A 13,181-nucleotide genomic window follows, 5' to 3' on the forward strand; every position below is an offset into this window, starting at 1 on the left:
TTTATAAAAACATTATTTTAATTGCGGCATTAAATAAATGAAAAATGTAAATTTATTAAAAAATTTAAATAATAAACAAAAAGAAATAGTATCTGAAAATAGAAAAAATTTATTAATATTAGCAGGAGCTGGTAGTGGTAAAACATTAGTATTAATTCGTAGAATAGCTTGGTTAATTTATAAAGAGAATTGTTCTCCTAAATCTATTTTAGCAGTAACTTTTACGAATAAAGCAGCAATAGAATTAAAAACTAGAATTAAATCATTATTAATAAACGATTTTCAGAAAGATAATATCTGGGTAGGTACTTTTCATAGTTTTGCTTATTACTTATTAAGAATACATTACCTAAATGTAGGATTAACAAAAAATTTTCAAATTATAGACTCCTATGATCAAAAAATAATAATTAAACGAATCTTAAAAAAGTTATCTTTAAAAGATAAGATTTTTTCTATAGAAAAAATCTTAAAATATATAAATAATATAAAAAATAATTTATTAAATAATCATTATTATGAAAATAATTTATATAATATTAATTTATCTAAAATCTATGATGAATATCAAAATTTTTGTAAAATAACAGAAGTAATTGATTTTAATGAATTAATATTTTATTTATATAAATTATTTTTAGATAATCCTAAAATATTAAAAATATATCAAAAAAGATTTCAAAATATTTTAATAGATGAGTTTCAAGATACTAATGATATACAATATAAGTTTATTTCTTTATTATATAATAAAAATTATAATACAAAAATTATTCTTGTAGGTGATGATGATCAATCTATTTATGGATGGAGAGGAGCTGAAATTAATAATATGAGTCGTTTTTTACAAGAATTTGATGGAGTAAAGACAATATTATTAGAACAAAATTATCGTTCTACTTCTAATATTTTAAATGCTGCAAATAAATTAATTTCTTATAATAATAGTAGATTAAAAAAAAAATTATGGACTAATGCAGATAATGGAGATCTTATTACGATATATTACGCATTAAATGAATTTGATGAAGCTGAATATATTGCTCAATGTATAAAAAAAAAAACACTTAAAAAAAAAATTGAATTAAATAATTATGCAATTTTGTATAGAAATAATTCACAATCACGTGTTTTAGAAGAAGTAATGTTAAAATTTTCTATTCCATATAAAATATATGGAGGAACACAATTTTTTGACCGTCAAGAAATAAAAAATATTTTATCTTATTTAAGATTAATGTCTAATCAAAATGATGATAGTTCGTTTGAACGAATAATAAATATTCCTAAAAGAGGTATTGGTAATACTACATTAAATATTATAAAATATATTGCTAATAAGAATTCTTTGACATTATGGAATTCTAGTTTATTTTTATTAAAAAATAAAAATTTTTTGAATAAAAAATCATTTAATTCATTAGAAAAATTTATTACACTAATTATATTATTAAAAAATAATATAAAAAAACAACCATTATTTAAAATTATTGAACAAACGATAAAAAATTCTGGATTATGGGATATGTATAACAAAAATTATTTATTTGAAAAAGATAATACTAAAATAAATAATTTAAAAGAATTTATTAATGCTGCAAAATATTTTACAGAAAAAAAATTACAATTTGAAATAAAATCAAATATTTTAAATATAAAAGATAATAATTTATTAACAGATTTTCTTTCTCAAACACTTTTATTAAATGAAAATATAAATAAAAATAATGAAAAAAAAAATAATTATATACAATTAATGACTATTCATGCATCAAAGGGATTAGAATTCTCTGAAGTTTTTATTATTGGTATGGAAGAAGGTATTTTCCCTAATAAAATTTCCTTCGATGAAAAATCTATAAATGAAGAAAGACGTTTAGCATATGTAGGTATTACTAGAGCAAAAAAAAAATTAACTTTAACTTATACAAAAAAACGTTTTCTTTATGGTAAAGAAATTAAATCAATAAAATCAAGATTTATTGAAGAATTACCACAAAATTGTATAGAAAATATTAATTATATTCAAAATATTAATTTTTTACCAGAACAAGATCATTTTTTTATAAAAAAAAAATATTTTATAGGACAAATAGTCCATCATAAAATTTTCGGTCAAGGAATTATTTTAAAAATAGAAATTCTTAAAAAGAATGAAAAATTACAAATTAAATTTGATAATACAATAATAAAATGGATAATGTCTAATTATATAAAATCTTCTTTTTAAGAATTTAAAATTAATTTTTTTAACAAAATATATAAATTTTTATATATTATAGATAATATTATCCTAATTAGGAGTTATTATGTTAGATGCGTATAAAATATATAATAAATATTTAATTCATCTTAAACCAGATAATAATTTTAAAAATCTTTTGGATGCAATATGGATTGATTTAATTCAACCAGAAAATAATGAAAGACAAAAAATATATCATTTACTTAAACAAAATTTAGCTACTAGACCAGAATTAGAAGATATAGAAGCATCAGCAAGATTTTTTGAAAATAAAGATGGATTACATATTCATTCATTTTTCTTTTATAAAAAAAAAAATGAACGTGCAGGTACTACTACTGTAGCGTTTACCATAAAAAATAATAGATTATATACTTTAAGAGAAAAAGAATTATCTGTATTTCGTTTATATAGAATGCGTATGCATAATCATTGTATGTCTTATGGAAATCCTTATGAACTATTATTAGATATATTTGATACTAAGATTGAACAATTAGCAAATAAAATTGAAAATATATATAGTGATTTAGAATTTTTAAGTTGTATTATTATGAAAGGTCATCAAAATAAAGAATTTGATAATGCACTCTCTACTTTAGCTGAATTAGAAGATGTTGGATGGAAAGTAAGATTATGTTTAATGGATACACAAAGAGCAGTAAATTTTTTAATGAGAAAAGCTAGGTTACCTAATAATCAAATTGAACAAGCAAAAGAAATTTCAAGAGATATTAAATCATTATTACCACACAATGAATCATTATTTCAAAAAGTTAATTTTTTAGTACAAGCTGCAATGGGATTTATTAATATAGAACAAAATAGAATTATTAAAATATTTTCATTAGTATCTGTAATTTTTTTACCACCAACATTAGTTGCATCTAATTATGGTATGAATTTTACTTTTTTACCAGAATTAAAATGGAAATATGGTTATGTTTATGCTATCATCATAATGATAGTTTCTGGTTTAGCACCATATTTTTATTTTAAAAGAAAAAAATGGTTATAAAATATAAAATTATTAATATATATTTTTTTTAAAAAATTTTATGAAATATGTATATTTTACACATAGTTAATATATAAATATTATATTATTTATTTAAATAAAGAAGTGTTTTATTATTAATTTAATTATGTTTAATATAGGTAAATAATAATAATTTACCTATATATTTTTTTTATTTTTAACTTTTTTTAATTATTTTAAATAAAAATTAATATTTATTATAATAAATTATTAGTTATCTTCTACTTAATTTAAATAACTAAATATAAATATTTATATAATAAACGAAATATTAAAATTAACTATAATGTAAATAATGTATTAAAATTTTATAATAAGACATTAAGTTTTTATTTATTATATTTTATAACTTAATTTAATAAATTAAAATAAATTTCAAAAAAATATTTAAAGATAAAAAATTTTGATATTTTTATATATATTTTATAATAAATAAAATAATTATTAATATAATTAATTATAATATATCTAACTAAAAAATATTTTATTTTTAATTTTTTAAAATTATTTAAAATATAAAATAATAATTTTATTAAAAATATTTATATAAAATGAGTTCACCTAATATTTTTTTATAAAAAATAAAAAAATTTATATAATAAACAAATTTTAATTAATATGATAAAAAATAATTTGTAATTTATTATTAGATAGTAAAAAAAATTTAATATTTATTATTATTTCTTAAATAATTATTTTTATTTATTGTTATTTTAATTTAAATAAATTTATTTATATTCTAACTAAAAATATATTAATATAATTTAAGTTTTATTTATATTAAAATATTAAAATTAATAGAAAATTATTTAATTTAAAAATATAATTATAAATTATATACATTAATTTTATTTTTCTAAAATAAAATTAATATTATTTATCTTAAAATAAGAGATAATAATGAATAATTATAACTTTAATGAAAATTTTTATTATATTGAAAAATTATATCAAAGATTTTTAGTTGATCCTAATTCTATAGAAAAAACTTGGAAATATTTTTTTATAAATTTTGAAAAAAAAAATTATATTTCGTTTCAAAATAACCAATTAAAAAATAATAATTTTTATAAAAAAAAATTATTAATAGAAAAAATAAATCAATTAATAAATAATTTTAGAATATTCGGACATTATGATGCGAATATAAATCCTTTAATTTCTAAAAAAAAACAATTGAGTAATATTTTACAACTAAAAAATTATAATATTAATATAAAAAATTTACAAAAAAAAATCACATTAAATTCTTTATTTAAAAATAAAAAAATAATTAATATATATAATTTTTTTAAAAAAAAATATTGTAATTATACAGGTATAGAATATTTTCATTTATTAAATACTGAAAAATATTGGATACAAACAAATATAGAATCAATGGAGAATACTTTACAAAATAAAGAAAAAAAAATTTTTTTTGAAGAATTAATCGCAGCAGAAATTTTTGAAACTAATATAGCAAAAAATTTTCCAGGTATTAAAAGATTTTCTTTGGAAGGTTGTGATATACTAATTCCCATAATTAAAGAAATTATACGTTATTCAAGTAAATCAAAAAATAAAATTACAAAAATAATTTTAAGTATGGCTCATAGAGGTAGATTAAATGTTTTAACTAATGTAATGGGTAAAAATATTAAAGAAATAAAAAATGAATTTAAAAATATTTTTCTAAAAAAAAATAATATAGATGATGTTAAATATCATTTAGGTTATTCTTCTATAATTAGATATAATAATAAAAAAATAAAATTACAATTAACATTTAATCCTTCTCATTTAGAAATTATTAATTGTATTTCTATGGGGATAATAAAATCTTATATTGATTCATCTAAAAATAATAATATACTTCCTATTAATATACATGGAGATGCATCTTTTAGTGGACAGGGAATAGTACAAGAAACTTTAAATTTATCTCAAACAAGAGGTTATGGAATTAATGGAACTATACATATAGTAGTTAATAATCAAATTGGATTTACTACTTCTAAAATTTCTGATATGAGATCAAGTTATTATTGTACTGATATAGCTAAAATGATTCAATGTCCTATTTTTCATATAAATGCAGATAATATAGAAAATGCTATCTTAATTATAAGATTAGCAATTAAATACAGAAATTTATTTAAAAAAGATGTTTTTATAGATTTAGTTTCATATAGAAGACATGGCCATAATGAAATAGATGATCCATATATAACTCAACCATTAATGTATCATTATATTAAGAATCATGAAACAGTACAAAATTTATATTTTAAAACATTATTTACTCAAAATATTTTAAATATCCAAGAAAAAAAAAATATATATCAAAAATATCAAACTTTATTTGATAAAGATGATTGTTTTATTAAAACATATATTCCTTCTAAAGAAAATATTTCAAAAATAATATTTAAAAAATTAACAATAAATGAATTAAAAAAATTAATTTTTAAAATTAGTGATTTTCCTAAAAATTTCAACATTCATTCTAGAGTTAAAAAAATTTATTTAGATAGATTAAGTATGAGTAAGGGGGAAAAAAAAATAGATTGGGGGACTGCTGAAAATTTAGCATATGCAAATATTTTAACTCAAGGAATATCATGTCGTTTATCTGGAGAAGATATTAAAAGAGGTACTTTTTCTCATAGACATGCTGTTATTTATGATCAAAATAATGAAATTTCATATATACCTTTAAAAAATCTTAGTTTAAAACAAGGAAAATTTCATATTTATAATTCTATACTTTCTGAAGAAGCAGTTTTAGGATTTGAATATGGATATTCTTTAAATAATCAAAATATATTAACAATATGGGAAGCACAATTTGGAGATTTTGTTAATGGAGCTCAAATTATTATAGATCAATTTATTAGTTCTGGTGAAAAAAAATGGCAATATCAAAGTAAATTGATAATTATGCTTCCACATGGTTATGAAGGACAAGGACCAGAACATTCTTCAGCACGAATAGAAAGATTTTTACAATTAAGCTCTGAAAATAATATGAAAATTTGTATACCTTCTAATGCATCTCAAATATATCATTTATTATGTGAACAAGCATTTAATTATATAAAAAAACCACTTATTATATTTATGCCTAAATCTCTTTTAAGACATACTTCAGCGTGTTCATCATTAAAATATTTTGAAAATGATTTCAAATTAATTATAGATGAATTAGATAATAAAATTGATATAGAAAATATCAAACGTGTTATTTTTTGTTCTGGAAAAATATATTATGATTTATTAGAATATAGAAATTCTATAAAAGAAAAAAACATAATTTTCATTAGAATAGAACAACTATATCCATTTCCATTCTATAATATTAAAAAAGTAATTAAAAAATATTTAAAAATAAATAATTTTTTTTGGTGTCAGGAAGAACCAAAAAATCAAGGAGCATGGATGTATATCCAAAATTATTTTAAAAATAAATTATATTTAAATATTAATTATATAGGTAGAAAATCCTCTTCATGTCCTTCTACAGGTAATTTTAATATTCATAAAAAACAACAACAAAAAATAATCTTTTCTGTTTTTAACATTTAACATAGAAAATAAATTTATAAGGATAAAAAATGGATAAAATTAATATTATTGTTCCTGATTTACCTGAATCAATAAATAATGCAATTATTATTCAATGGTATAAAAAACAAGGTGAAATAGTAAATGTTGATGATATTATTCTAGAATTAGAAACAGATAAAATCGTATTAGAAATACCATCAACAACCAATGGTATTTTAGAAAAAATTTTAGTTAAAAAAGGAGAAAAAGTACAATCACGGCAAGTTATTGGTATATTAAAAATAAATAAAAATTTTAAAAAAAAAACAGAAAATAATAAAGATATTATTAAAAATAAAAATAATTTTAATGATATTGAAAATAATGAAACAATTTCTTTTAATAAATTACATAGTTATAGTCCGTCTATAAGAAGAAAAATAAAAAAAAATAATTTTAAAATAAAAAATTTTGATTTTTTAAATAAAGAATTAAAAAATGTAAATTTAAAAAATTTTAATAAAATTAAAAAAAATAAAGAAAAAATTTATGAAAAAAATAATTTTAAAATAAAAAAAATGAGTCCAATTAGAAAATATATTTCTGATAAATTAATGAACTCTAAAAAAAATACTGTTATATTAACAACTTTTAATGAAGTTAATATGAAAAAAATTATTGATATAAAAAATAATTATAAAAATTTTATATTAAAGAATTATAATTTAAAATTAGGATTTACTTCTTTTCATATTAAAGCTGTTACTAAAGCATTAAAATCATTTAAAATAATAAATGCTTTTATTAAAGGAGAAGATATTATTTATAATAATAAATATAATATTAATATTGCAATTGCAACAAAAAGAGGCTTAGTAACTCCTATTATATATGATACTGATCAATTATCATTATTAAATATTGAAAAAAAAATAAAAGAATTAGTTAAAAAAATTGATCATAATCAATTATCCATAGAAGATTTAAAAAATGGAACTTTTACCATTACAAATGGAGGTATATTTGGATCTTTAATGTCAACTCCGATTATAAATCCACCACAAAGTGCTATTTTAGGAATGCATTCTATTAAAGAAAGACCTGTCGTTATAAATCATAAAATATGTATTATGCCTATGATGTATTTAGCATTATCATATGATCATTGTTTAATAGATGGTAAGGATGCTATAGGTTTTTTAATGTTAGTAAAAACATTTTTAGAGAATCCTATGTGTTTATTTTTATAAATTTGTTTTTTTTAAAAAAATTTATGTAAATAAATTTTTAAATAAAATAATAAAAATCAATAACTAATAATATTAAAATTAAATAAGGATTAATAATGTTAAATATTATTGACTTATCAAGATTACAATTTGCATTAACAGCAATGTATCATTTTTTATTTGTACCCTTAACATTAGGATTATCTTTTTTAATAGCTATTATGGAAACAATATATATTTTATCTAAAAAAAAAATATATAGAGATATGACTAAATTTTGGGGTAAATTATTTGGTATTAATTTTGCATTAGGAATAGTAACAGGTTTAACAATGGAATTTCAGTTTGGAACAAATTGGGCATATTATTCACATTATGTAGGTGATGTTTTTGGTGCACCATTAGCTATTGAAGGTTTAGTAGCATTTTTTTTAGAATCTACATTTGTTGGTTTATTTTTTTTAGGATGGGATCGTTTAAATAAACTACAGCATTTATTTGTAACATGGTGTGTTGCAATAGGTTCTAATCTTTCTGCTCTTTGGATTTTAATCGCTAACGGATGGATGCAAAATCCAATTGCATCTTTTTTTAATTATCATAATATGCGTATGGAAATGAATGATTTTTGGAGATTAATTCTTAATCCTATATCACAAGTTAAATTTGTACATACTATAACAGCGGGATATACAACAGGATCCATGTTTATTATTGGAATTAGTTCTTATTATCTTTTAAAAAAAAGAGATATTAAATTTGCAAAAAAATCTATTATTATCGCTTCTTGTTTCGGTCTAATTTCTATTTTATCCGTAATAATTTTAGGAGATGAATCAGGATATCAATTGGGTAATAACCAAAAAATTAAATTAGCGGCTATTGAAGCTGAATGGGATACACATAAACCTCCAGCATCGTTTAATTTAATAGGTTTTCCTAGCCAAAAAAAACAATTAAACAAATATTCTATAAAAATTCCTTATTTATTAGGTATAATAGCTACAAGATCTTCTTATTTACCTGTTTTAGGTATAAAAGACTTAATTAAAGAAAATGAATTAAAAATTAAAAATGGTTTAAAAGCTTTAATTGCTCTTGAAAAAATTAAAAATGGAAATTTACAATCAGATAATATAAAAATTTTTAATAAAAATAAAAAATTTTTAGGATATGGATTTTTAATTAAACAATATTATAAAAATATTAATAATGTAAATTATATCCAAATTAAAAAAGTAGCTAAAAAATCTATACCATTAGTAAGTCCTTTATTTTTTTCTTTTAGGATTATGGTATTATCTAGTGTATTATTATTTAGTATATTAACACTAGTTTTTATATTTAGTATTATAAAAAATAATATTGAAAAAAAAAAATATTTATTAAAAATATGTTTATATTCAATTCCATTACCATGGATTGCATCTGAATCTGGATGGTTTGTTGCTGAATATGGTAGGCAACCATGGGCTATTCAAGAAATATTACCAACATATATGGCGGGATCTTCGCTACAATTAATAGAAGTATTATTTTCAATAATTATAATTTTTATTTTTTATACTATTTTATTAATGATAGAATTATTTCTAATATATAGAATATCTAGTATAGGACCTAGTATTTTAGGTACCGGTAATTATTTTTTTGAAAAAAAAATACAAAAAAATATTTTACATAAAAATGTAAATTAGGTTATTTAAATGTTAAATCATAAAATTTTGTGTATAATTTGGTCATTAATAATTAGTGTATTAATGACAGGTTCTATAATTACTAATGGAATAGACATGGGAGTAGGTATATTATTATTTATTGTTGGAAAAAATAATATTGAACGTAGAATTATGATAAATACTATTGCTCCTCATTGGGATGGAAATCAAGTCTGGTTAATTACAACTGGGGCTGCTCTATTTGCAGCATGGCCTATTGTTTATGCAACTATATTTTCTTGTTTTTATATTCCAATAATATTATTATTAATATCTTTATTTTTACGTCCGATAGGTTTTGAATATCGTTCTAAGATTAAAAATAAAATATGGCAAAAAATATGTGATATATTTATATCAATAGGAAGTATCATACCTCCTTTTATTATCGGTATAGCATTAGGTAATATATTTAAAGGTGTCCCATTTTATATGGATAAATATTATCATATTTTTTCTAAAGGAAATTTTTTAAATTTATTTGATTTATCAAGTATATTGATTAGTTTGACTATAATCATAATTATGATTAATCATGCTGCATCTTTTTTACAAATAAGAATTAAAGAAGATATTATAAATTATCGATTAAATATAATTCTAAAATTATTTTCTATATTATTAATAATTTTTTTTATATTATCATTTATGAGTATTACAATTTATACAAAAGGATATAAAATTAATTCAATATTATATAATAATATTGTAAATAAATTTTTTATAAGTAGTAATAATATTACTTATGAAAAGTATGCATGGATTAATAATTTTAAAAAAAATACATACTTATATATAATACCTTTATTAAGTATAATTTTTTCTTTATTAATGATGTTATCATCTATATTTAAAAAATTAATATTTACTTTTATTTTTTCAATACTAAATATTATTAGTACAGTTATAACTGTAGGAATTATAATGTTTCCTTTTATTATTCCTTCAAGTATAAAATATATGCAAAGCTTAACTATTTGGAATTCTACGTCAAGTACATTAACATTAACAATAATGTTATATATAGTTATTATATTTATGCCTATTATTTTAATGTATACTATTTGGTGTTATCAAAAAATGTTTTTTAAAATTGATAGAAAAGAAATTAAAAAAAAATCTAATTTTTATTATTAATAAATAATGGATATAATATGTGGTATTTAATATGGTTAATAGGAGTATTATTTTCATGTATTTTAACTATTTTTATAACTTTAAATAAAGAAAATAAAAACATATAAAAAATTATCTGATTTTCTGAATAAAAGAATGTCAGATAATAATAAAAAATTATTAAAAGTAATTGACTAAAAATGGATTTTTTTTATATTTAAAATATAAAATTATTATATAATTAATAAAAAATGAACCATTTAAATCAATATAATGCAGATTCTATAGAAGTTTTAGAAGGTTTAGATCCTGTAAGACGTCGTCCAGGTATGTATACAGATCTTACTAGACCTAATCATTTAGCACAAGAAGTAATAGATAATAGTGTAGATGAGGCCTTAGCTGGATATGCAAATAATATTTTTGTAACTTTATACCAAGATCAATCATTAGAAGTTATTGATGACGGTAGAGGTATGCCTATTGAAATACATTCTCAAGAAGGTATTCCTGCTATTGAACTTATTTTATGTCGTTTACATGCCGGAGGAAAATTTTCTAATAAAAATTATAATTTTTCTGGTGGTTTACATGGTGTTGGTATTTCTGTTGTAAACGCATTATCAAAAAGAATGGAAGTAAATATTTTTCGACAAAAAAAAATTTATACAATTATTTTTGAAAATGGATATAAAATTCAAAATCTTAAATTTTATAAAAATTTAAATCAACAAAAAACAGGAACAAAAATTAGGTTTTGGCCGAATCAATGTTTTTTTGAACATCATACATTTTTAGTTACTCATTTAATAAATTTATTAAAAGCTAAAGCAGTTTTATGTTCAGGTTTAACTGTATATTTTAAAAATAAAAATACTAAAGATAATTATTGTTGGAATTATAAAAATGGTTTATTAGAATATTTAACTAGTTCAGTAAAAAATATTACTACTATTCCTAGTACTCCTTTTGTAGGATCACATGTTAATGATATTAAACAATTAAACTGGGCATTATTTTGGATATCAGAAAATAATCATAATTTTATTACAGAAAGTTATGTTAATTTAATTCCTACTACTTCTGGTGGTACACATGTTAATGGATTACGTTTAGGTTTATTAGATGCAATACGTTATTTTTGTAATTTTCATAATATGTTACCTAGAAATATAAAATTATTAGGGGAAGATGTTTGGGATAAATGTTCATATGTTTTATCTGTAAAAATTCAAGATCCTCAATTTACAGGACAAACAAAAGAACGTCTAGCTTCTAGACAATGTACTGTTTTTGTAGCAAATATAATAAGAGATTCTTTTATTATCTGGTTAAATCAAAATTTTAAAATAGGAACTCTTTTAATTAATATTTTTATAGTAAATGCACAAAAACGTATTAGAGCGTCTAAAAAATTTATTAAAAAAAAAAATTATAATACAAATTCAATATTACCAGGTAAATTATCAGATTGTATTTTTCATAATACAAAAAAAACTGAACTTTTTTTAGTAGAAGGAGATTCAGCTGGAGGATCAGCAAAACAAGCAAGAAATAAAAACTTTCAAGCTGTTATGCCATTAAAAGGAAAAATTTTAAATACTTGGGAAATAAATTCTGAAGAAATTTTATCTTCACAAGAAATATATGATATTTCTTTAGCTATAGGTATTTATCCTAATAATGAAGATTTAAAAAAATTAAGATATAATAAAATTTGTATTTTATCTGATGCAGATTCAGACGGATTACATATCGCTACTTTATTATGTGCTTTATTTATAAAACATTTTTTACCGTTAGTAAAAAATGGACATATTTATGTAGCAATGCCTCCTTTATATCGTATAGATCTAGATAAACAAATTTTTTATGCTTTAAATGAAAATGAAAAAAAAAAAATATTAGAACAATATAATTATAAAAATAATAAACAAAAAATAAATATACAAAGATTTAAAGGTTTAGGTGAAATGAATCCAACCCAATTAAGAGAAACAACTTTTAATCCTAATAGTCGTAGATTAATACAATTGGTTATTAATAATGATAAAAAAGAAATTAATAAAACATTTGCAATAATGGATATGTTATTAGCTAAAAAAAGAGCAGAAGATCGTCGTAAATGGTTACAAAAAAAAGGTGATATATCAACAATGATAGATTTTTAAAATTTTTTTTAAAAATTTATTTTATCAATTTTCATAATAAAAATTATTAAAAATTTATAAAATAATAATAGTTATATATATTTAAATTTTAATAAATATAATTATTCATTATTAATTATAATTTATATAATATTT

8 protein-coding genes are annotated in these 13,181 nt (G+C 19.0%); all 8 read left to right on the forward strand.

The features are described 5' to 3' along the window. Positions 1 to 37 precede the first annotated feature (37 nt). Positions 38 to 2,230 carry a UvrD-helicase domain-containing protein gene (locus GJT97_RS00970; protein WP_169767636.1) on the forward strand — a complete coding sequence of 731 codons (2,193 nt, stop codon included), beginning with the start codon at positions 38 to 40 and terminating at the stop codon, positions 2,228 to 2,230. Positions 2,231 to 2,309: 79 nt separating this feature from the next. Continuing rightward, the gene (corA, locus tag GJT97_RS00975) at positions 2,310 to 3,263 is read left to right on the forward strand and encodes a magnesium/cobalt transporter CorA (protein ID WP_169767637.1); all 954 of its coding nucleotides are present in this window, start codon (positions 2,310 to 2,312) and stop codon (positions 3,261 to 3,263) included. 921 nt (positions 3,264 to 4,184) lie between these two features. After that, a complete protein-coding gene (locus tag GJT97_RS00980) occupies positions 4,185 to 6,851 on the forward strand; it encodes a 2-oxoglutarate dehydrogenase E1 component (RefSeq protein ID WP_169767638.1) in 2,667 nt (888 codons plus the stop codon). 29 nt (positions 6,852 to 6,880) lie between these two features. Next, entirely contained in the window at positions 6,881 to 8,062 is a 1,182-nt protein-coding gene (gene sucB, locus GJT97_RS00985; RefSeq protein ID WP_169767639.1) for a dihydrolipoyllysine-residue succinyltransferase, read from the forward strand. A 95-nt stretch (positions 8,063 to 8,157) separates the two neighbouring features. Further along, the gene (locus GJT97_RS00990; RefSeq protein ID WP_169767640.1) at positions 8,158 to 9,738 is read left to right on the forward strand and encodes a cytochrome ubiquinol oxidase subunit I; all 1,581 of its coding nucleotides are present in this window, start codon (positions 8,158 to 8,160) and stop codon (positions 9,736 to 9,738) included. 9 nt (positions 9,739 to 9,747) lie between these two features. Then, a complete protein-coding gene (gene cydB, locus GJT97_RS00995) occupies positions 9,748 to 10,896 on the forward strand; it encodes a cytochrome d ubiquinol oxidase subunit II (protein WP_169767641.1) in 1,149 nt (382 codons plus the stop codon). Positions 10,897 to 10,913: 17 nt separating this feature from the next. After that, positions 10,914 to 11,003, forward strand: a complete 90-nt coding sequence (locus GJT97_RS02230) for a cytochrome bd oxidase small subunit, CydX/CbdX family (RefSeq protein WP_169767642.1) — start codon at positions 10,914 to 10,916, stop codon at positions 11,001 to 11,003. Positions 11,004 to 11,126: 123 nt separating this feature from the next. Next, positions 11,127 to 13,046, forward strand: a complete 1,920-nt coding sequence (gene parE, locus GJT97_RS01005) for a DNA topoisomerase IV subunit B (protein ID WP_169767643.1) — start codon at positions 11,127 to 11,129, stop codon at positions 13,044 to 13,046. Positions 13,047 to 13,181 lie beyond the last annotated feature (135 nt).

The sequence above is a fragment of the Enterobacteriaceae endosymbiont of Donacia proxima genome (assembly GCF_012569285.1).
Lineage (GTDB): Bacteria > Pseudomonadota > Gammaproteobacteria > Enterobacterales > Enterobacteriaceae.

What these genes read in the sequence shown, in the direction of transcription:
- GJT97_RS00970 (WP_169767636.1), top strand. Translation starts at nt 38, where the DNA reads ATGAAAAATGTAAATTTATTAAAAAATTTAAATAATAAACAAAAAGAA.
- sucB (WP_169767639.1), top strand. Translation starts at nt 6,881, where the DNA reads ATGGATAAAATTAATATTATTGTTCCTGATTTACCTGAATCAATAAAT.
- cydB (WP_169767641.1), top strand. Translation starts at nt 9,748, where the DNA reads ATGTTAAATCATAAAATTTTGTGTATAATTTGGTCATTAATAATTAGT.
- GJT97_RS02230 (WP_169767642.1), top strand. Translation starts at nt 10,914, where the DNA reads ATGTGGTATTTAATATGGTTAATAGGAGTATTATTTTCATGTATTTTA.
- parE (WP_169767643.1), top strand. Translation starts at nt 11,127, where the DNA reads ATGAACCATTTAAATCAATATAATGCAGATTCTATAGAAGTTTTAGAA.
- GJT97_RS00990 (WP_169767640.1), top strand. Translation starts at nt 8,158, where the DNA reads ATGTTAAATATTATTGACTTATCAAGATTACAATTTGCATTAACAGCA.
- corA (WP_169767637.1), top strand. Translation starts at nt 2,310, where the DNA reads ATGTTAGATGCGTATAAAATATATAATAAATATTTAATTCATCTTAAA.
- GJT97_RS00980 (WP_169767638.1), top strand. Translation starts at nt 4,185, where the DNA reads ATGAATAATTATAACTTTAATGAAAATTTTTATTATATTGAAAAATTA.